Source organism: Paenibacillus anseongensis (assembly GCF_009757995.1).
Taxonomy (GTDB): Bacteria; Bacillota; Bacilli; order Paenibacillales; family NBRC-103111; genus Paenibacillus_E; species Paenibacillus_E chondroitinus.
Genome location: NZ_WSEM01000023.1, coordinates 161610 through 181567, shown reverse-complemented (window position 1 = coordinate 181567; position 19958 = coordinate 161610). Strand labels below are relative to the sequence as shown.

The 19958-nt window shown below is 49.0% G+C and carries 20 protein-coding genes; 15 read left to right on the top strand and 5 right to left on the bottom strand.

The features are described from left to right. Window positions 1-10 precede the first annotated feature (10 nt). From GON05_RS39080 to GON05_RS27180, 4 genes are all read left to right on the top strand, one after another. The gene (locus GON05_RS39080; RefSeq protein WP_220138884.1) at window positions 11-466 is read left to right on the top strand and encodes a hypothetical protein; all 456 of its coding nucleotides are present in this window, start codon (window positions 11-13) and stop codon (window positions 464-466) included. Window positions 467-576: 110 nt separating this feature from the next. Beyond that, on the top strand, window positions 577-888 hold the full coding sequence (locus GON05_RS27190; protein ID WP_157323620.1) for a YiaA/YiaB family inner membrane protein: 312 nt from the start codon (window positions 577-579) through the stop codon (window positions 886-888). Between the two features lie 117 nt (window positions 889-1005). Next, window positions 1006-1485 carry a CBO0543 family protein gene (locus GON05_RS27185; RefSeq protein WP_157323618.1) on the top strand — a complete coding sequence of 160 codons (480 nt, stop codon included), beginning with the start codon at window positions 1006-1008 and terminating at the stop codon, window positions 1483-1485. A gap of 10 nt (window positions 1486-1495) precedes the next feature. After that, on the top strand, window positions 1496-1990 hold the full coding sequence (locus GON05_RS27180; RefSeq protein WP_157323616.1) for a CBO0543 family protein: 495 nt from the start codon (window positions 1496-1498) through the stop codon (window positions 1988-1990). Between the two features lie 1800 nt (window positions 1991-3790). On the opposite strand, the gene xylA is transcribed toward GON05_RS27180, so the two are convergent. Further along, window positions 3791-5110 (bottom strand): xylose isomerase, encoded by a 1320-nt coding sequence (gene xylA, locus GON05_RS27175; RefSeq protein ID WP_157323614.1) that lies wholly within the window; start codon window positions 5108-5110, stop codon window positions 3791-3793. Window positions 5111-5282: 172 nt separating this feature from the next. Between xylA and GON05_RS27170 the strand changes: the two genes are divergently transcribed. From GON05_RS27170 to GON05_RS27160, 3 genes are all read left to right on the top strand, one after another. Continuing rightward, the gene (locus GON05_RS27170; protein ID WP_157323612.1) at window positions 5283-6458 is read left to right on the top strand and encodes an ROK family transcriptional regulator; all 1176 of its coding nucleotides are present in this window, start codon (window positions 5283-5285) and stop codon (window positions 6456-6458) included. Between the two features lie 131 nt (window positions 6459-6589). Then, window positions 6590-7096, top strand: coding sequence for a hypothetical protein (locus GON05_RS27165; protein WP_181646603.1), 507 nt, complete (start codon window positions 6590-6592; stop codon window positions 7094-7096). A gap of 66 nt (window positions 7097-7162) precedes the next feature. Next, window positions 7163-7669, top strand: a complete 507-nt coding sequence (locus tag GON05_RS27160; protein WP_157323608.1) for a Crp/Fnr family transcriptional regulator — start codon at window positions 7163-7165, stop codon at window positions 7667-7669. Here the strand turns inward: GON05_RS27160 and hmpA are convergent. Together hmpA and GON05_RS39475 are read right to left on the bottom strand one after the other, a co-directional pair. Next, the gene (gene hmpA, locus GON05_RS27155) at window positions 7664-8878 is read right to left on the bottom strand and encodes an NO-inducible flavohemoprotein (protein WP_157323606.1); all 1215 of its coding nucleotides are present in this window, start codon (window positions 8876-8878) and stop codon (window positions 7664-7666) included. The genes GON05_RS27160 and hmpA overlap by 6 nt on opposite strands. 394 nt (window positions 8879-9272) lie before the next feature. Continuing rightward, complete coding sequence (locus tag GON05_RS39475; RefSeq protein WP_246239496.1) at window positions 9273-9500, bottom strand: hypothetical protein; 228 nt, start codon at window positions 9498-9500, stop codon at window positions 9273-9275. A gap of 3 nt (window positions 9501-9503) precedes the next feature. On the opposite strand from GON05_RS39475, the gene GON05_RS27150 reads away from it, so the two are divergent. Together GON05_RS27150 and GON05_RS27145 are read left to right on the top strand one after the other, a co-directional pair. Next, window positions 9504-10997, top strand: coding sequence for a beta/alpha barrel domain-containing protein (locus tag GON05_RS27150; RefSeq protein WP_338114198.1), 1494 nt, complete (start codon window positions 9504-9506; stop codon window positions 10995-10997). A 42-nt stretch (window positions 10998-11039) separates the two neighbouring features. Then, entirely contained in the window at window positions 11040-11774 is a 735-nt protein-coding gene (locus GON05_RS27145; RefSeq protein WP_157323789.1) for a metallophosphoesterase family protein, read from the top strand. A gap of 119 nt (window positions 11775-11893) precedes the next feature. Here GON05_RS27145 and GON05_RS27140 read toward each other — a convergent pair whose 3' ends face one another. Next, window positions 11894-12529 (bottom strand): FMN-dependent NADH-azoreductase, encoded by a 636-nt coding sequence (locus GON05_RS27140; RefSeq protein WP_157323603.1) that lies wholly within the window; start codon window positions 12527-12529, stop codon window positions 11894-11896. A 253-nt stretch (window positions 12530-12782) separates the two neighbouring features. Between GON05_RS27140 and GON05_RS27135 the strand changes: the two genes are divergently transcribed. From GON05_RS27135 to GON05_RS27115, 5 genes are all read left to right on the top strand, one after another. Next, window positions 12783-13817 carry an agmatine deiminase family protein gene (locus GON05_RS27135; protein WP_157323601.1) on the top strand — a complete coding sequence of 345 codons (1035 nt, stop codon included), beginning with the start codon at window positions 12783-12785 and terminating at the stop codon, window positions 13815-13817. Between the two features lie 6 nt (window positions 13818-13823). Then, window positions 13824-14699, top strand: a complete 876-nt coding sequence (aguB, locus tag GON05_RS27130) for an N-carbamoylputrescine amidase (RefSeq protein WP_181646602.1) — start codon at window positions 13824-13826, stop codon at window positions 14697-14699. A 3-nt stretch (window positions 14700-14702) separates the two neighbouring features. Beyond that, window positions 14703-15323 (top strand): LysE/ArgO family amino acid transporter, encoded by a 621-nt coding sequence (locus tag GON05_RS27125; protein WP_157323599.1) that lies wholly within the window; start codon window positions 14703-14705, stop codon window positions 15321-15323. Window positions 15324-15411: 88 nt separating this feature from the next. Then, the gene (locus GON05_RS27120) at window positions 15412-15837 is read left to right on the top strand and encodes a YkvA family protein (RefSeq protein ID WP_157323597.1); all 426 of its coding nucleotides are present in this window, start codon (window positions 15412-15414) and stop codon (window positions 15835-15837) included. 348 nt (window positions 15838-16185) lie between these two features. Next, window positions 16186-17703 (top strand): malate:quinone oxidoreductase, encoded by a 1518-nt coding sequence (locus GON05_RS27115; RefSeq protein ID WP_157323595.1) that lies wholly within the window; start codon window positions 16186-16188, stop codon window positions 17701-17703. Between the two features lie 129 nt (window positions 17704-17832). Here GON05_RS27115 and GON05_RS27110 read toward each other — a convergent pair whose 3' ends face one another. Continuing rightward, a complete protein-coding gene (locus tag GON05_RS27110) occupies window positions 17833-18903 on the bottom strand; it encodes a branched-chain amino acid aminotransferase (protein WP_157323593.1) in 1071 nt (356 codons plus the stop codon). Between the two features lie 127 nt (window positions 18904-19030). On the opposite strand from GON05_RS27110, the gene GON05_RS27105 reads away from it, so the two are divergent. Then, the gene (locus GON05_RS27105; protein ID WP_157323591.1) at window positions 19031-19927 is read left to right on the top strand and encodes a LysR family transcriptional regulator; all 897 of its coding nucleotides are present in this window, start codon (window positions 19031-19033) and stop codon (window positions 19925-19927) included. Window positions 19928-19958: the final 31 nt, after the last annotated feature.

Here is a 19958-nt window from a genome sequence, read left to right as displayed (position 1 = left end):
GGAGGATACCATGCATGTCATAGCATCATTTGAACATTCCATTTATTTGGAGCTGGCGATAACGGCTGTTGAAGAAGCGGGTATTCTCAAGGAAAATATCTATGCGGTCCCGCTGCAGGAGAGACCCGGCAAGCCGGGGATGTTCGACAGCATCCATGGATCGGACGGCATTAGTTTATTTGATGCGGGCGCGGCCTTGGCAACAGCCTTCACGGTTATAGGCTCCACTTATGGTTTTGTGTTAAAAGGAGGAGCGATTCTTTGGGGGCTGATTGGCGCAGCAGCGGGGTTCACGATAGGGGTGATTATTGATATTTTGCATAAAAAGAAGAAAGGAGTGAAACATCCAGCACCAGGCAAGAAGACCGAAGTGGTCGTTCTCGTCAACTGCACCAAAGAGGAGGCCAAGTACATCCAGACGATGTTTTGGGAACATATGGCGTTGGGTGTGGCCGTTTGTGATTGATAGGTACTATTGGTAAATAGTACTTTTTGGGATGCTTCCATTCTCCTATACTAAGTATCAAGAGCAAGATACTAAACGGTTGCAGCAGCAGCCACAGGAGGATTTCAGAGATGATACTCAACACTCGCAAACGGAATACAACGGCATTTACATTTATGGCATGGGCATCTTTTATCGGCGCTTTTCTGGCCATGTTTATCGGCATATATACGTTAGAGGAATCACTAAGTGTAAAAGGTTATTTTGCCGTCTGCGCCTTATTCCTGACGATGTCGGCGTTCGTTCTGCAGAAGGTTATTCGCGATAATTTGGAAGACAGCTATGATTCCCGGAAACGCAATACATCGGCTTTCACCTTCTTGGCCTGGAGCTACGACGACGCGCCGCTGCAAGCTGTAGAAAAAGTTACCGAAGAGCTGTAGGACAAACGAGTTTTTTCTAAAAGGACGGCGAAGTCGTTCCTCCTTGTCTCAGGGTTAAATGGAAGCAATTCGGGCATATTGGGAAATAGGAGATTTCATGCAGAAAGGCTGAGTACCATGACAGTGGAACGGGTAATTTTGATCGCCATTTGGATCGTTTGCATCATTCTCATACCGATTAAGATACCCAAACATCGGACTCGGGAAGCCGTTCTGTTATTCTTATCTACACAAATGGTCGCTTGGATCATGAGCTTGCTGTTAGTCGAATGGCAGGCCATTGCTAATCCGATTCGTGAATTTCCTGCTGCCTCCGGGAGTAATTTCACTAATAACTACATCTTTTTCCCAATGGTCTCAACGCTGTTTGCGCTGTATTATCCAAGCCGGAACTCGGGCGTAATCAAGTTTTTTTATCATCTTCGCATCGTTTTGTTCTTGGCGATCTATTTAACTTTGGTTTCCAGTTTTACGGATATTCTGAAATATGTACATTTCAATATCGTCCTTCATACGGTTCTCTTATGGCTGGTCTTAAATGCGGTAAGAACGTATGTGGAGTGGTTTTATCAAAGGAAGATACAGAAGGAAGGGTAGAACGACGGTTATGAATGTTAAGGTAGACTATTTCATTATCTTAGCCGTGTGGGTGATCTCTGCCATTGGAATGCTCCTTGTGCCCAAACGCGACCGTCGTAAAGCGCATGTTGCGTTTCTATTTCAGCAATTTTTAAGCTGGATTCTGGGCCTTATCGTTGTGGAACACAAATGGCTGGAATATCCGGTTAGAGAGCTTCAGCGCAATTATTCGAGTTTGACGTTTGAATTTATCGGCTATCCGATCATTGCCGTTTATTTGAATATTTATTATCCGAAGGTGAAAAAGGGGTGGGCTCGCTTTCTCTTCGTGCTGGCCTTTCCAACAGCGATTACGGTGATTGAGGTTATCCTTGAATCGCAAACCCAGCTGATCAAATATCATACTTGGAGCTGGTATTGGACGTTCATTAGCATATGGGTGACTCTGCAGCTATCCCTTGTGTTTAATCATTGGTTTTTTGCGCGTAATGATGGGGGGAAGCAGCCGGAGGTGCAGCGGTAGTGTTGTAGAGCAGCGTGTTTGTGGCGGGGAGCGTAATCGCGCGGTGATTCTCGCTCGTTGTTTTTCAGCATGAAAGTGTGGTCAATGCTCGGAAGTTATGCGGGAATGCTGTAGAACAAGCTTAACTGCTGCGGGAAGGCCGATCCCGCCATGTTTTTCGCTGTAAAGTTGTTTATCAGCATGAAAGTGTGGTCATCGCTCGGAAGTTCCTCGTTAACACTGAAAAACAAGCTTAACTGCTGCGGGGAAGGCCGATCCCGCCATGTTTTTCGCTGTAACGTTGTTTATCAGCATGAAAGTGTGGTCATCGCTCGGAAGTTCCTCGTTAACATTGAAAAACAACCTTAATTATCCCATGGATAGCCGCATGAAACGAAGCTCGCTACTTCGTAACAGCTGAGTCTTGCCTGAGACAACGGCTCCGTCTGCCTATGTTGTACTTTCTACAACCATTTGGCCAAAATTAGCTAGTTCGGATAAGCTACATTGCACTTTCTGCAACGAAATGCCCTCAAAAGTTACCGTTTGAGCACAAATCCAGCGCCCTCATTGCACTTCGTACAATGAAGGCGAAAGAAAACCGCAAAACCCCCTAACTCCGTTGCACAATGTACAACATAAGGGGGGACTTAAAGCACTAATACAAGCTTAACTTTCCCGTGGATAAGCCGCATGCAACCAAGCTAGCTATTTCCAATTGCCAAGTCTAGCCTGTGGCAACGGCTCCGAGTGCCTATGTTGTATTTTCTACAACCATTTGGCCAAAATTAGCTAGTTCGGATAAGCTACATTGCACTTTCTGCAACGATTTGCCCTCAAAAGTTACCGTTTGAGCACAAATCCAGCGCCCTCATTGCACTTCGTACAATGAAGGCGAAATAAAACCGCAAAACCCCCTAACTCCGTTGCACAATGTACAACATAAGGGGGGACCTACAGCACTAAAACAAGCTTAACTATCCCGTGGATAGCCGCAAGAAACCAAGCTAGCTATTTCGTAGCAGCCGAGTCTTGCCTGAGGCAACGACTCCGAGTGCCTATGTTGTACTTTCTACAACCATTTGGCCACAATTGGCTTGTTCGGATAAGCTACATTGCGCTTTCTGCAACGAAATGCCCTCGAAAGTTACCGTTTGAGCACAAATCCAGCGCCCTCATTGCACTTCGTACAATGAAGGGAAAATAAAACCGCAAAATCCCCTAACTCCATTGCACAATGTACAACATAAGGGGACTTACAGCACTAAAACCAGCTTAACTTCCCCGTGGATAAGCCGCATGCAACCAAGCTAGCTACCTCGTAACAGCTGAGTTGTGCCTGAGGCAACGACTCCGAGTGCCTATGTTGTATTTTCTACAACCATTTGGCCACAATTGGCTTGTTCGGATAAGCTACATTGCACTTTCTGCAACGATTTGCCCTCAAAAGTTACCGTTTGAGCACAAATCCAGCGCCCTCATTGCACTTCGTACAATGAAGGCGAAATAAAACCGCAAAACCCCCTAACTCCGTTGCACAATGTACAACATAGGGGGACTTACAGCACTAAAACAAGCTTAACTTCCCCGTGGATAAGCCGCATGCAACCAGGCTAGCTACCTCAAAGTATAACATAAGGGGTACTTGCAGCTCCATTGGCGCTCGACAAGGCAGTCGACCAGCACAAGCTAACACGCCAACCAACCTGCCCAGCAGCCACAGCGCAGACAAAAAAGACTGCCCCTCAGGCCATTTCTGGCCTTCGAAGACAGTCTCATGGTTTGCTCGGCGCGAGTAGCGCACGCCTAATCAGCAGGTAATTAAGCGTTAATCAGATACTGATTAACCGTAGCTTTAATCAATTCCAAACGGCCGGATTGGTTAACAATGTTGTGGCTGTTCTCAAGCGCATAAGCTTCAAGTGTCTTGAAGTTTGCTTTGCCGGACACGATATCTGCGCCGATGCCGGATTTGAAGGAAGCGTAGCGCGTGTCGAGAATGTTATCGAATACGCGGTCTTCGATCATTTTGGCAGCGACTTGCAAGCCACGTGCGAAGGAGTCCATACCTGCGATGTGAGCATACACCACATCAATAGGCTCGAAGGACGTACGGCGAACCTTAGCGTCAAAGTTCACGCCGCCTCTGCCGATTCCGCCTTCGTTAAGAAGGATTTCGTACATCGCAAGTGTCGTCGCGTATAGGTCAGTCGGGAACTCGTCGGTATCCCAGCCGAGCAATAGATCACCTTGGTTCGCATCGATGGAACCAAGAACGCCGTTAATACGGGCAACGCGAAGCTCATGCTCGAAAGTGTGTCCAGCCAACGTAGCATGGTTAGCTTCCAGGTTTAATTTGAAATACGGAAGCAAGTCGTATTTTTGCAAGAATGAAAGCGTAGTAGCCGCATCGAAATCGTACTGATGTTTGGAAGGCTCTTTCGGCTTAGGTTCGATCAGGAATTGGCCGGTGTAGCCGATTTCTTTAGCATAATCAACAGCCATGTGCAGGAAGCGGGCAAGGTTGTCGAGTTCCAGACCCAGGTCCGTGTTCAGCAGCGTCTCATAACCTTCACGGCCGCCCCAGAAAACGTAGTTCTCAGCGCCGAGTTCTTTGGCATGATCCAAAGCCTTTTTCACTTGTGCTGCAGCATAAGCAAAAACGTCAGCATTATTAGTTGTAGCAGCGCCGTGCACGAAACGAGGGTTCGTGAACATATTCGCTGTGTTCCAAAGCAATTTTTTGCCGGAAGCTTGCATCTTGTCTTTGATCAGACCAACGATTTCGTCCAGGTATTGGTTCGTTTCTTGCAGCGTGCTGCCTTCTGGCGCGATGTCGCGGTCATGGAAAGCGAAGTAGTCTACATCAAGGATGTGCAGCAGCTCGAAACATGCGTCAACGCGCGCTTTCGCCAGTTCAAGACCGGAATATTGATCCCAAGCGCGAACAGCTGTACCGCTGCCGAACGGATCGGAACCGTTAGCAGAGAAGGAGTGCCAGTAAGCGATTGCAAAACGCATATGTTCACGCATCGTTTTGCCTAGAATCACTTGGTCAGGGTTATAAAATTTAAATGCCAGCGGGTTCGTCGATGTGCGACCTTCGTATTTGATTTGTTGGATGTTATCAAAGTAGCTCATGAATTCAGCCTCCAAAATGAGTTTATAAATGCTTATGAAGTCATCATAGCATCATTCGCAAAGTTTGTAAATTCATTAAACAAACTTAGTTAGTGCGTGAGGATGCCATTCGTGTTAAAATCAGTTCAATTACAAGAAAAGACAAGCTATTGGAGCGGTGTGGGGGCTAGTTATGAAACAAACAGGCGATTTGAACTTAGTGAAAAAAATAAATAAATCCATTGTGCTGCACCATATTCGCACGGATTCGCCTATATCCCGCGCACGGATCGCGGAGATTACAGGGCTTACGAAAGCGACGGTATCCAGCCTCGTGAACGAGTTGATCGAAAGCAGCCTGGTCGATGAAATCGGCGCTGGCGAGTCCAGCGGCGGGCGTAAGCCGATGATGCTGCTGTTCAATGGAACGGCAGGATATGCCATCGGCGTCGATCTTGGCGTCCATGATATACTCGCTGTTTTAACTGATTTAACCGGCAAGGTAATCAGCGAAAAAAGAGTTCAACATGACAACGCATCCGTTGAATCCGTCATTCAGCTTTTGAAGTTGACGATCCGTAACCTGATCGACAGTGCGCCGGCGAGCACTTACGGCATCATTGGCATCGGTATTGGAGTGCCGGGCATCTGCGACGATGACGGCAATCTGCTGTTCGCTCCTAACCTAAGCTGGGAGAACGTTCCATTGCAAAAGGATATCGAGGAAGCGTTCGGCATTCCTGTCGTTATTGATAATGAAGCGAATGCAGGAGCTGTAGGAGAGAAGCAGTTTGGAACAGGGAAAGACACTGCGAATCTGGTGTATATCTCGATCGGGATCGGGATTGGCGCCGGCATTATCATTAAGGGAGAGCTGTACCGCGGAGCAACCGGATTCTCCGGTGAGATCGGGCACATTTCGATCCAGCATGACGGACCGAAATGCCGCTGCGGGAGCTTAGGCTGCTGGGAGCTGTATGCGTCCGAACACGCGCTGCTGGAGCAAGCCCGCCTGGAACTGGGAGAGCCCGCGCAGCTCGATATGCTGCTGAGCAAGGCGGAAGCCGGCGATCAGAAGGTCATTGCACTGTTCGAGCGACTCGGGTATTATCTCGGCGTTGGAGTCGTTAACATCATTAATGGTTATAATCCCGAGTTCATCATTCTCGGAGGCCGCTTGGCCGGAGCGGAGAAGTGGCTCATGAAGCCGCTGCTCCAACTGTTGGAGAAACGCTCATTGCCGCTTCCACGGAAGCTGCTGAACGTGGAGTTCTCGCAACTGAGCGACCGTTCGACGGTTCTGGGGGCGGCATCGTTTGCAGTATCGAAGTTTTTTGCCTCAACGACGGTGTCTATAGATGGTAATTAATTAATCATTAACGTGGTTAATATATACGAAAATTGGATTTGACCATCCTAGCCGATCTTATGTAAAATAAGAAGGGTTTTGAGCCTCTTATGACTCTTCCTATGACTTACAATAAAGGACGGAACTCATCGATGCTTTTACGTTCACTCGTCATTTGCTGTTATTTAATGGGTGCTTACTGGGCATCCTATCATTTTCCATCGCTCCGGATGGTCTTTTATCCCACGCTCGGTGCTTTCAGCTTCCTTTTCATGCATCGTGTTGATCAAATTAAAGATGTCGGGCGAATCACCCTAGGTGCGATTATTGCGGTCACGCTTGGAAGCGTCATGTACAGCATTAGTCATGGCACGCTCTCCTTTTTTCTAACGGCTATTATTACGATTTCACTTATTCAGGTTTTAAAATGGAACGCTGCTCCGATCTTGTCGGTGTCATTTATTCCTTTTTTTGCGCATACGACTTCGATTTGGGCTCTACCGGTAGCCGTATTGGTTTCTCTGCTTGGACTCATCATATTTGTGTGGCTCATCGCGAAAGTCGAGCAAGTGCCGGTCATCTCCAGATGGTCGGAAGCCTTCTCGCAGTTTCTCAGCAAGATGATGCCGACCCCAACGGCTATAAAAAAAGAACTTTAAACCAAACAAATAAAAGCGACCAGCATAAGAACTGCTGTCGCTTTTTCGCGTAGAGGAGACTGAAGGATGAAGCTTCACAAAGGCGAGACGTTGTTTCGTCAAGGAGAATCGGGAGGCTTGTATCGGCTCAAAAGCGGACTGCTCAAAATTGTCCGTGTACACGAAGACGGCCATGCCACACTCGTGAATATCATTGTGCCGGAGGAGACGATTCCTCACCATTCTCTGATTAGCCCCAAGCCCTATTATGGGACGGCGGTCGCACTGGTAGCTAGTGAAATTGAAACCATATCTTCCGAGGAATGGTATCGTGAACTGGATCACAACCCAGAGCGCTTCCGAATCATTGCGCAGCAGCTGCAAGAGAAGCTAAGAATGATGCAGCAGCGGATTGATCAATTGACCGAAGTAACCCCAACGGTGAAGCTGCAAAAGTTGGAACAATGGATGCACAGCTACCTGGGCACCACGGTTTTAACGGAAGTGCTAACACAGGAAGAGATCGGTCAATTGATCGGGCTGCGCCGTGAAACCGTGAACCGGCTTCTAAGGGAGAAAGTGGCGAAATTATAAGCTTCCGGCAGGGCCGAAGAACTCAAAGTGTCGGTCCTCTTCCGGGATCCCCCACTCGCGAAGGGCGTTGTTTACAGCTTTCATGAAAGGCACGGGGCCGCAGAAATAGAAGCTTGCCGCGGACGTAGGCACAATGCTTTTAAGCCAATCCAGACTTACGTGACCTTCTCGATGAAAAGAGTTCTCTGCCCGATCTGATGTCGTAGGCTTATCGTAGCACCAATAAAAGCTCAGCGCCGGATGCAGTGAAGCTAGTTCCTCAACATGCCCTTTGAAGGCATGATGCTGACTGTTCTGAGCGGCATGAATGAACGTCACTTGACGCTCGGGATTCGTTGCGGCTAATGTTTGCAGCATGCTAACCATCGGTGTCAGTCCTACGCCGCCGCTGATGAGCACGACAGGACGGGTATCCTGCTGGTTCAAGGTGAAATCGCCCGCTGGCGCAGAGATTAGAACAACATCGTCTTCCTTTGTTTCATTGTGCAGGAACATCGAAACTTTCCCGTCAGGTCGTTCGGCCATGAGATTTTCTCGTTTTACCGAAATGCGGTAATAAGGCTTTCCTGGAGCGTCCGAGAGGCTGTACTGGCGGATATGTGTATACGTGTCGCCTGGAATCTCGAGTTTGACGCTGATATATTGCCCCGGTTCAAATGTTGGGAGTGGAGCCCCGTCCTCAGGCATAAGATAAAAGGAAGTAATCACATCGCTTTCCTTCACCTTCCGAGCAATTCGAAAACGTTTAAAATCCGACCAACCGCCCGCTTGCGTTTCTGTTTGGCGATACATATCCGCTTCAACTCCGATGAAAGCATCCGCGATGATGCCATAGGCTTCGGCCCATGCTTGCAAAATTTCCGGCGTAGCCGCTTCTCCGAGCACCTCTTGAATGGCGCCGAGCAAATGTTGGCCGACAATCGGGTAATGCTCCGGCTTCACACCAAGGCTGCGGTGTTTATGAGCGATCTGTTTCACAACGGGCAAAATGGCTTCGAGCCGGTCAATATGAAGCGCAGCGGCGTAAACGGCATTCGCCAAAGCGGTTTGCTGTCTGCCCTGTTTTTGATTAGCATGGTTAAATATATTCAGCAGTTCGGGGTGTGAAGTGAATAACATTTCATAGAAGCGTTTCGTAATGGATGTACCATGTATCTCTAATACGGGAGCTGTGGATTTAATGATATCGATGGATTGTTGACTTAGCATAGGGACTCGCCTCACTTCAGAAAGTTTTGGTGGTTATGAGGTAAGTATAGTAAAAACTAAAGAGGTGTGGTGTGATTGTAATCACATGAAAAGACAACAATCTGTGTCTGTATTCATTTCAATCTTTTTCGCGTTATACTAGAAATGAACAAATTTCCATATCATTATAAGAGACAGGAGCGCATAGATGCCTGACTGGTCTTATCATTCGATATTTAAACCACTTTTGTTTCGTTTGACGTCCAAGATCGCGCGGGACCTTACATTACACACGATGGGCGGATTAAGCCGCATGCCTGGCGGTACCTTCGTGATCAAAACGATGGGGCATTTCGAGCAGTCGGCCGTGCTGCAAGACGAAATCGCCGGAGTGCCGATTCCGTGCCCCGTCGGCTTAAGCGGAGCGCTCGATCCCGAAGGCATCGCGCACAAAGCGCTGGCCCAGCTCGGGATCGGCTTCATCGAGCTTGGCCCCGTCACCGTGCGCGAGGTGCGCTGCGACGCGCCTATCGAGCGCGTTTCCGAGCAGGAAGCCATCGTGTACCCTGATGGCTACGCCAATGCTGGCGCAGACGCTATCGCCGAGCGGCTGCGCAAAGGCACGGGGCATCGCCTGCCGCACTTCGTGCGGCTCCGGCCGATGCCGGGCAGCACGCCGCGCGAAGCGCTGCTTCAGCAGCAGGAGCTGCTGGAGAAGCTGGCGCCGTACGCGGCGGGCTTCTACATCGATGGCCTCGCCGAAGGCTGGCCACCGGACGAAGCTTTGGCGTACCTCCGTGAGGTACGCCAGTTGGCAGCAGCAGCGGGCAAGCCGGCGCTGCTGTACATCCCACCGCAGCTGCCGGAGGGCATGCTGCGCGAGCTCCAGCCGGCCAGCTGGAGCGGGGGCGTCGTCGGCGAAGCGCAGCGCGAGGAGGGCAGCCGCCGCATCTGCGTTGGCGGCCATGCTCTCCTCAGCGCACAGCTGAGCCTGGTTCGCCGTCTCCGCGCAGCTGGGGCGGCCACGATCGTTGCGGCTGGCGCGGTGAGCCAGCCGCAGGATGCGCTGGAGCTGCTGGCCGCGGGCGCGAACAGCGTGCAGCTGCACAGCGGGTTCGTATACGCGGGGCCAGGGCTGCCAAAGCGGATCAACGAAGCGATTCTGTATGAGCGCATTCGTGACACAGAGGAGCCCGAGCCGCCGTCGTTTTGGGCGAATTGGGGCTGGATGAGCTTGCTCGGCATCAGCATGATGATCGGCGGCGTGCTGACTTGGCTGATCGCTTCAACCAGCGTGCTTTTGCCCTATGATGAAACCTTCCTTGGCGTGAGCCGGAGTGTCATAAATCGATTTAATGGGCATATTATACATTTCATGTCTCATGACCGTATTACTTTAGCGGGGACCATGATCTCGTTAGGCATCTTTTATTACCAACTGGCCTCACATGGTTTGCGGTTTGGCTCGCACTGGGCTCGTACCGCGCTGCTTACTTCATGCACAGTAGGTTTCAGCAGCTTTTTTCTGTATCTTGGTTATGGCTATTTCGACCCGCTGCATGCAATTGCAGCTGCTGTGCTTCTCCCTATGCTGCTGCTCACTCTGCGAGGGTTGAAGGATTATCCTTCACGGAAGCCTCCGGGCTTACGGAATGACGCCGTCTGGTACAGAGCCCAGTGGGGGCAGTGCTGCTTTGTCGTCCTTGGGTTTGGTCTGGCAATCGGCGGGCTGACTATTTCTTTTGTCGGGATTACGCAGGTGTTCGTACCGACCGACTTAGCGTATCTGGGTGTAACCGCTGAGCTTCTTGCCGATTGGAACGAGCATCTGATTCCGCTTATTGCGCACGACAGGGCTGGTTTTGGGGGCGCCTTATTTTCTTTGGCTGTAGCCATTGCGGCTTCCGCGCTCTGGGGAGTGAACCAAGGCGAAAGCTGGCTGTGGTGGACGTTCCTGTGGGGTGGAATACCAGGCTTTGCAGCAGGGTTGATGGTCCATTTTCATATTGGCTATACAGATTTCATTCATTTGCTTCCCGTTTACATAGCTGTGCTGCTGTATGTCGTTGGCCTATACCTGTTGTATCCGTTTCTAGTTCGGAGGGCGGGGAAAAAGGCGGAAGTGACAGTAACGGCATAATCAGCGGAGGAATCATTTTAATCTAAAGGCAGGTGCGGCTTGATGGAGAAACTAGCCCTTATTTCAGATATCCATGGCAATATGCCTGCATATGAAGCGGTCATGCACGATATTCAGGAGCGGAATGTGACGCAAATCATTTGTCTCGGCGATCTCGTCGGCAAAGGACCGCATTCCGAACAGGTCGTGGACCGTGTACGGGAATCCTGCGATGTAGTGATCAAAGGAAATTGGGATGATTTCATCGGAAACCAAGTAACGGATCCGGTTTTACTTTGGCAGCAGGAACGGCTGGGGATAGAGCGGACGACGTATCTAAAGCAGCTGCCTTTTTCCTATGAATTTTGGATGAGCGGTAAATTTGTAAGATTGTTCCACGCTTCGCCAAGAAGCGTCTACGAACGCATTCAGCCGTGGGATTCTATGGAGAGCCGGTTGTCGATGTTCGAATCCTCTGAAGCTTGCGGTGACCCCAGGGAAGCGGATGTAGCAGGTTATGCCGATGTCCATAATGCTTTTCTGCAAATTCTCAAGGGCCGGATGCTTTTCAATACAGGTAGTGTAGGCAATCCGCTGGATATGACGCAGGCTTCCTATGTCCTATTGGAGGGGCATTATCACAGCAAAGAACCTGGTACGTTTAATCTTCAGCATGTGAGGGTTCCATACGATATCGAGCTTGCTGTACAGCATGCCAAGGATGAGCAGATGCTGGACGCGGATGCTTATATTCTGGAGCTGAGAACGGGACAATACCGGGGTCGGAAGAAAACATAGGCCAAAAAAGCTAAGCAGACCGTATACCGGTTTACTTAGCTTTTTTTGTGTTGGAGGGAACTGTGATCCTCTATTTAAGTGTTTTTACCTAAAAAGTAGTTTCGCCGACAATCTTCCCTTTAGAAGCTCTTCGCCAAATCCTTGGCCTTAGCAATCGCTTCTTCTTTAATTTGCTCTGCTTTATCAGCGAACTGAGCGGTTCCCTCAACGAAAATCCCTTGGAAGTCAGTGATTCCGAAGAAAGACATAATGATGCCAATATAACGATGGCCCATCTCCATGGCTGCCGCCGGACCTTCTGAATACACGCCGCCCCGGGCTTGGATGTGCAGCGCTTTTTTGCCTGGCAGCAAGCCTACGGGTCCGCTTTCTGTGTATTTGAAGGTTTTGCCCGCTGTACATATCGAGTCGAGATAGGCTTTCATGATGGGAGGAAAGGAAAAGTTCCACATCGGCGTCACAAAAACATATTTATCCGCGGCGACAAACTGGTCGGTTAATTCACCGAGGCGAGCTACCTTGGCCTGTTCTTCTTTGCTTAGCGAAGCAAATTCTTGGCCGCTCCGTAATTTGCCCCATCCGCTGAATACATCGGCGTCAATGTGCGGTACCGAGATTTTGTACAAGTCGATGGGAATCACTTCGTCGTTCGGATTAGCCTCACGATAAGCATCGATAAAGCTTTTCCCTACAGCCATACTGTAGGAAGTCTGATGATCGTGAGGGTGTGCGGTAATGTGTAAAATAGTTGCCAAATTCGGTCATCCTCCCTAATGTGTTGTGCGTTGTTCAAGCCTTTTTTAATGTTCATAAATCGGAAGCAAACTATACGATGCTAATTCTGGATGGCTTTTAGGTCTTGCTAGAGTTGGATAGCAGATCGTTCTCAAAATTGTAAACCTCTGTACATTGAGTGGAGGCTCCTTTTGGTATATGATGAAAGACGGTGCTTTTTGGGCCCTCAAAAATGCGAATATAAATTTTATATAAAGTGAGATGGATGAATTGATGAAACCTAAGGATTTAGGCTATAAAATGCCTGCGGAGTGGACAACTCATGAACGGACTTTCATTTCGTGGCCTGTTCAAGATTCTATGGTGTACCCAGAGGATCACGCTGTTGTAACAAAAGGCTACGCGGATTTGGTCAAAGCCATCGCGGAATTCGAGCCTGTGACGGTCGTTGTTAACCCTGCGGATGCCGAACAAGTGAAGGCGATGTTTACTGAGCCTAACGTTGACTTCTTAACCATTGAACATAACGATGCTTGGTTCCGTGATAATGGCCCTACCTTTTTGCTGAACGAGGAGCAAGAAATCGCCGCGGTGAACTGGAAGTTCAATGCATGGGGCGGCAAATATGCACCTTGGGATCTAGATGATAACGTGGCTCCGCAAATTTTGGAGCACCATGGCGTGAAGCGTTTTGACGCTCCGTTAGTGATGGAGGGCGGCTCCATTCATGTCGATGGTGAAGGCACGCTTCTGACCACGGAAGAATGTTTACTTAATACGAACCGTAATCCGGAGTTGAGCCGGGAAGCGATTGAAGAACTCGTGAAGAACTTCGTGAATGTCGAGAAAATTATTTGGCTGAACAAAGGGCTCGACGGCGACGAGACGGACGGCCATGTCGATAATATCGCTTGCTTCGCTGCCCCGGGCAAAGTCATTTTGCAAGTGTGCAACGATCCTTCCGATGCGAATTATGCGATCACACAGGAAAATCTGGAGATTCTGCGCAAGGCGACAGATGCCAAAGGCCGTTCTTTCGAGATTATCCAAATCGAACAGCCACCACTTACTTTCTTTGAAGAGCAGCGTTTAACGCTTAGTTATTTGAACTTTTATTTCGTGAATGGCGGCATCATTTTGCCGGTGTTCGGCGGTACAGCCGAGGAGACGGATCGCAAAGCGGAGGAAGTGCTGAGCGCAGCATTCCCGGACCGCAGAATCCGTAAAATCAATGGCATGTCCATTATCAAAGAGGGCGGCAACGTCCACTGCACAACGCAGCAAATGCCAGCAAGCCGGAAAGGGTGATATAACGTGAGAAACGTTAAAGTAGCAGCCACACAAATGAGCTGTACCACAAACATTGATGAAAACATTCGCAAAGCAGAAGCTTTGGTTCGCCAAGCGGCTGCGAAGGGCGCGCAAATCATTTTGATTCAAGAGCTTTTCGAGACGCCTTATTTCTGCCAAAAAGAAAAGTCCGATTACTACGTGTACGCGACAGAACTCGAGAATAATAAAGCCATTAATCATTTCCGTGAGATTGCCAAAGAGCTTAACGTCGTGCTGCCGATTTCTTTTTATGAGAAAAAAAATTATGCTCGCTACAATTCGCTTGCCGTTATTGACGCCGATGGCCAAGTGCTCGGCACTTACCGCAAAAGCCACATTCCGGACGGTCCGGGGTATGAAGAGAAGTTTTATTTCAATCCTGGCGACACCGGCTTCAAAGTATGGAAAACCCGTTACGCCAAAATCGGCGTAGGCGTATGTTGGGACCAGTGGTACCCGGAAGCTGCAAGAGTAATGGCATTGATGGGCGCTGAGCTTCTGTTCTACCCAACGGCAATCGGCTCTGAGCCGCAAGATGGCTCCATTGATTCCAAAGATCACTGGCAAATGTGCATGCGTGGACACGCCGCGTCGAACCTGATGCCGGTTATTGCTTCGAACCGCATTGGGAAAGAAGTAGACGAAGATTCCAGCATCGACTTCTATGGCTCTTCATTCATTGCCGGTCCGCAGGGCAACATGATCGAAGAAGCTGGCCGCACGGAAGAAACGGTGCTTGTTGCCGAATTCGATTTGGATCAGTTGGAAATTCAACGGATCGAATGGGGTATTTTCCGCGACCGTCGTCCGGATCTTTACAAAAAAATTGCGACCTATGATGGAGATCAGGTGCTGTAATTTATGCTCATTCCCTTGTTGAAAGGTATTCTACTTGGGCTCTCGATCGCAGCGCCGGTCGGGCCCATTGGTATTTTGTGCATTCGAAGAACCATTACCTTGGGCCGCTTGCATGGCTTCTTGTCAGGGCTGGGAGCTGCGACAGCTGACGCCTTCTACGGCTTCATTGCCGGATTCGGTCTGACGCTGGTCACCGGCTTTCTTCTTGACCAAAAGGTGCTGTTGCAAGCGGTAGGCGGTTTGTTCCTGATCTACTTGGGTGTGCAAACCTTTCGTTCTCGGCCTGCTACGGAAGCGGCCAGAGCTTCTGGTGACACGCTGCTCAAATCGTATGCGTCGACCCTCATGCTCACCATCACCAACCCGATGACCATCATGTCTTTCCTCGGCGCTTTTGCTGGTTTAGGCATGGCTGGCGCGCAAAGCGGCATGGCTGCGGCCATCGCTCTGGTGATTGGCGTATTCGCCGGTTCTGCCTTATGGTGGCTGGCGCTTAGCTTCGTGATCGGGATGTTTCGCGATCGTATCCATGTTTCTGTGTATCGCTGGATTAACCGGATATCGGGTGTCATTTTAACCATATTCGGCCTTGTAGCCATTGTTGGGCTGCTCCTTGGGGGGTAGCCTTTTGTCTTGCGGGTGCGAGGGGATGCGATTTAGCTCATCTCCATCGATAGTGGTATAATGGAGTTAAGAATGGAGTGATCGCGAAATGGACGCTTCTAAATTTCAAAAGTATTTTAATCGGGATGATTTCTGGTCCAAATTGAAAAAGGGTGCTAAAAAGGCAGGAAGCAAAGTGATTTACAGTTGCTTGTTGCTTTATTATGCCGTCGAGAGTCCGCGAACACCGCTAAAAGCGAAAGTACAAATCTATGGGACACTCGGCTATCTCATTCTGCCGCTGGATCTTATCCCTGATTTGCTGCCGATTGTCGGTTATGTCGATGATTTGAGCGCGCTTGGATTAGCTCTTGCCGTCGTCGCCAAAAATATTGACGACGATGTAAAGCTCAAGGCCAAGAGCAAGCTGAGGGATTTTTTCGGAGATGAAGCCGTGAAATCCAAAGATATTATCGATATTGATGGTAAGCTGGTGGCTGATCAGAAAAAAGAAGAAGCACCTGAGCAGAAGTGAGACGAGTTCATGTTGATCTAACAGAAAGCGCCCCGCAGACTATGGCTGTGGGGCCAAATACTATCATTTAGTTTCATGCAAGATGTAAAGATAGGCATAATTGGTTCAGAAACTGCTTTCGTGGAAGCTTCTCCGCATGATGTAAGGAATAACCTGCAAGGCTTCTTCGCCTTACTTCTTGTCGTACAGCTTATAACTATCATATAATAGTTAAATAAATATTTTATAAATAGGGTTAGTTTTGATCCAGAAAAGATGTGTGACTAGCTTGCTCCCTGGCTTGCTGTAGCGTCTTACCAAGAACGCCTACATCCTTTCTGCAAATCTTAGGGTATAAGGACGGTTAAAATGAGCAACAGACAAATGAAAACAGATGTTATCTTAATTGGTGCCGGAATCATGAGTGCGACCTTGGGGTCACTGTTGAAAGAGTTAGTGCCGGAATGGAAAATTACAGTGATTGAGAAGCTCGCAAGCGCTGGCGAGGAAAGCTCTAACGAGTGGAATAATGCGGGAACGGGACATTCTTCATTATGCGAGCTTAACTACACCGTCGAAAAATCGGACGGATCCATAGATATCAGCAAAGCTATCAAAACGAATGAAGAGTTTCAAGTTTCCAAACAGTTCTGGTCTTATCTGGTCAATAGCAAGCTGATCCGCAATCCGCAAGACTTTATCTCACCGCTGCCTCATATGAGTCTAGTACAAGGGGCGCAAAATGTAGCATTTTTGAAAAAACGTTTTGAAGCACTAACGGACAATCCATTGTTTCAAGGGATGGAATACTCCGATGACCCGGCTAAATTAGCGGAATGGATTCCACTTATTATGAAAGATCGGGAATTGAATGAACCTATCGCAGCAACAAGAATTGAATCAGGCACTGATGTCAACTTTGGCGCGTTAACGCGTAACTTGTTTGCTCACCTAAAGGATCAAAACGCCGATATCTTGTACAAACATAGCGTGGATGATATCAAACGTGCGAGTGACGGCTCATGGGAGCTTAAAGTACGGAATCTCGATAGCGGCAGCGTCGATCACCACTCGGCCAAATTCGTCTTTATCGGCGCAGGCGGAGGAAGTCTACATTTGCTGCAAAAATCCGGTATTCCGGAAGGAAGAGGAATCGGCGGATTCCCGGTAAGCGGCATATTCATGGTGTGTCAGAAACCGGAAATTGTCGAGCAGCATTTTGCAAAAGTATACGGCAAGGCGCCGGTTGGTGCTCCTCCGATGTCGGTTCCGCATTTGGATACACGATTTATCGATAAGAGAAAATCATTGTTCTTTGGACCGTTTGCCGGCTTCTCGCCGAAGTTCTTAAAAACGGGCTCCATGTTTGACTTAATCACTTCTGTCAAAACGGATAACCTTGTCACGATGCTCGCGGCAGGCAGCAAAAACATGTCATTGACCAAATACCTGATCAAGGAAGTTATGTTATCCAAAGAGCAGCGTATGGAAGCTTTGCGTGAGTTTGTCCCTAACGCCAAAAGCGAGGACTGGGACTTGGTGGTCGCTGGCCAACGCGTGCAGGTTATCAAAGATACAGCTGCCGGCAAAGGAACGCTTCAATTCGGTACTGAGCTTGTTAGCGCCGCTGATGGTTCAATTGCAGCTTTGCTTGGTGCTTCTCCAGGGGCATCGACAGCCGTTTCCGTTATGCTTGACTTAATCAAAAAATGCTTCCCGCAACAGGTCAAAGCGTGGGAACCGAAAATCAAGGAAATGATTCCTTCATTTGGCGTTTCCTTATTGAAAAACCCTGAGCTAATTAAACAAATTGATTCTTCAACAGCACGGGCGCTTGGTTTAGTTGAAAACTTGCCGTTAACGGTAGCTAGCCGCACCGTATCATAAATAACCGGTGATGCACTGATCTAAGAGTTAAGCGATAGCTTAACTCTTATTTTGTTTGGCTGGTGAAACGAAAAAGAACCTTTCCAACCACCTAAGTGAAGGAAAGGTTCTTCAATATACCGGATGCGATTAGCAAGTTACCATCCAACTATGTTTATCCGCGATACGGCCATACTGGATACCAGTAATCGTGTCGTAGAGCTTGTGGACAAGCTCGCCGATCTGGCCATTGTTAATGACCATCGGAGTGCCCTGCCACAGCAGGCTGCCGATAGGCGAAACAACGGCGGCTGTGCCTGTGCCGAAGGCCTCTTCCAACGTGCCATTTTCATACGCTTGCACGATTTCGTCGATGGAGATTTTCCGCTCGATGACAGGGATGCCCCAATCGTTCAGCAAGTGGATAATGCTTTTGCGGGTAATGCCCTCCAAGATCGAGCCGCTGAGGCTTGGCGTCACAACTTCCCCGCCAATTTTGAAAAAGACGTTCATGCTGCCGACTTCCTCCAAGCTTTTCTTGTCGATAGCGTCCAGCCACAGCACCTGCGCACAGTCATGCTCTTTAGCGAGCACTTGCGCTTTCAAGCTTGCTGCGTAGTTCCCAGCAGCTTTGGCACCGCCAGTACCGCCTTGAACGGCTCTGGCGTAGTGGCTTTCTACGAGGATTTTGACAGGCTGAAGCCCTTCCTCATAGTAAGCGCCTACCGGCGACATAATGACAACGAAGGAATAGCGCGAAGATGGGCGCACGCCTAGGCCGGCTTCAGTAGCAATTACGAAGGGACGAATATAGAGGGACGCACCCTGTTTGCTTGGTACCCAGTCAGCATCGACACGCACGAGCTCCTGAATAGCGTTTACGATGAAATTCTCATCGATCGGGGGCATGTTAAGCCGTTCACTGGAACGGTTGAGCCGTTTGGCATTTTGGTCGGGACGGAAAATTTGAATCTCTCCGCTTTCGGTACGAAATGCTTTTAACCCCTCAAAAACAGCTTGCCCATAATGAAAAATCATCGCAGCAGGGTCATAGGAGAGCGGGGCATAAGGAACGATCCGCGGATCGTGCCAACCTTGTCCTTCGACGTAGTCCAGCACAAACATATGGTCTGTAAAGATACGCCCAAAGCCTAGGTCATCCTGGACGCCTGGTTTTGTTTTGAGGTGAGGATTGCGTTCAAATCGAATTTGTCCATACATGGCAAGTAACCACCTTTCGTTTACGATCTTAATCGTTATTCTATACTATAGAAAAATAACAATCATTGATCAATTGGGAAATATCAATTACGATCATAGTTAATCGCTATGAACGGGGGCTCAGAGGATGGATTATCGGTTATTGGCCTATTTTTTGGCCGTTTGCGAGGAACTGCATTTCACAAAAGCCGCAGAGAAGCTGGGCATCAGCCAGCCCACATTAAGCCAGCAAATTCGCATCTTGGAGCAGCGGATCGGTTCGCCTCTTTTTCAGCGCATCGGGAAAAAGGTTTATGTGACGGAGGCGGGAGAGATTCTGCTTAAGCACAGCCGGAATATTTTTCATGAGCTGGAGCAAGCGCAGGCTGCTTTCAACGAGATACAAGGTATGCAGCGGGGGCGGCTGCGAATTGGCTGCTCGGGCAATCATCTGCTAACGGCTACGATTATGGCTTTTCATGCCGCGTATCCGAAAATAGAGCTGTCAGTAGCTGAACTGGCCACCGAAGAGACGATAGATGGGTTGCTGAACAATCAGCTGGATTTAGGCGTTGTGTTTTTGCCGGATGAGGATGAGCAGCTGGTTCGGATTCCCTTGTATAAGGAAAAACTGCTGCTAGTTGTCTCCAAAGATCATCCACTGTCTGACGCCGAAGCGATCCGGCTGGAGGATCTTGTGCAGCAGCCAGTCGCCATGCTGCCTAAAAAATTTTATGTCCGGCATATGATAGAGGCATGCTGCGAGCAGTCAGATTTGTTATGTAAGCCGGTGTTGGAGCTGTCCACTTTGGAATCTTTGCTGCAAATGGCCAAAAATCATGTGTGCGGCGCGGTTTTACCCGGCTCCTACGTGGAAGGCATTCAGAGCAACGAGATCCGCTGCATTCCGATTATGGACCCCGTGCCGCAAAAGGATGTTGGCATCGTATATCGCAAGGACATGTTCTTGTGCCAGACGACCAAAACCTTCATGAAGCAAGTCACACAGCAATTCCTAAGCGAAAGCAAAGATGTTACTTCATAACACAGATTCACATTTAAAATGAGGGATACCG

Excerpts from the sequence above, each read along its gene's own strand:
- GON05_RS39080 (WP_220138884.1), top strand. The coding sequence starts at position 11 with ATGCATGTCATAGCATCATTTGAACATTCCATTTATTTGGAGCTGGCG.
- GON05_RS27190 (WP_157323620.1), top strand. The coding sequence starts at position 577 with ATGATACTCAACACTCGCAAACGGAATACAACGGCATTTACATTTATG.
- GON05_RS27185 (WP_157323618.1), top strand. The coding sequence starts at position 1,006 with ATGACAGTGGAACGGGTAATTTTGATCGCCATTTGGATCGTTTGCATC.
- GON05_RS27180 (WP_157323616.1), top strand. The coding sequence starts at position 1,496 with ATGAATGTTAAGGTAGACTATTTCATTATCTTAGCCGTGTGGGTGATC.
- xylA (WP_157323614.1), bottom strand. The coding sequence starts at position 5,110 with ATGAGCTACTTTGATAACATCCAACAAATCAAATACGAAGGTCGCACA.
- GON05_RS27170 (WP_157323612.1), top strand. The coding sequence starts at position 5,283 with ATGAAACAAACAGGCGATTTGAACTTAGTGAAAAAAATAAATAAATCC.
- GON05_RS27165 (WP_181646603.1), top strand. The coding sequence starts at position 6,590 with ATGCTTTTACGTTCACTCGTCATTTGCTGTTATTTAATGGGTGCTTAC.
- GON05_RS27160 (WP_157323608.1), top strand. The coding sequence starts at position 7,163 with ATGAAGCTTCACAAAGGCGAGACGTTGTTTCGTCAAGGAGAATCGGGA.
- hmpA (WP_157323606.1), bottom strand. The coding sequence starts at position 8,878 with ATGCTAAGTCAACAATCCATCGATATCATTAAATCCACAGCTCCCGTA.
- GON05_RS27145 (WP_157323789.1), top strand. The coding sequence starts at position 11,040 with ATGGAGAAACTAGCCCTTATTTCAGATATCCATGGCAATATGCCTGCA.
- GON05_RS27135 (WP_157323601.1), top strand. The coding sequence starts at position 12,783 with ATGAAACCTAAGGATTTAGGCTATAAAATGCCTGCGGAGTGGACAACT.
- GON05_RS27125 (WP_157323599.1), top strand. The coding sequence starts at position 14,703 with ATGCTCATTCCCTTGTTGAAAGGTATTCTACTTGGGCTCTCGATCGCA.
- GON05_RS27120 (WP_157323597.1), top strand. The coding sequence starts at position 15,412 with ATGGACGCTTCTAAATTTCAAAAGTATTTTAATCGGGATGATTTCTGG.
- GON05_RS27115 (WP_157323595.1), top strand. The coding sequence starts at position 16,186 with ATGAGCAACAGACAAATGAAAACAGATGTTATCTTAATTGGTGCCGGA.
- GON05_RS27110 (WP_157323593.1), bottom strand. The coding sequence starts at position 18,903 with ATGTATGGACAAATTCGATTTGAACGCAATCCTCACCTCAAAACAAAA.
- GON05_RS27105 (WP_157323591.1), top strand. The coding sequence starts at position 19,031 with ATGGATTATCGGTTATTGGCCTATTTTTTGGCCGTTTGCGAGGAACTG.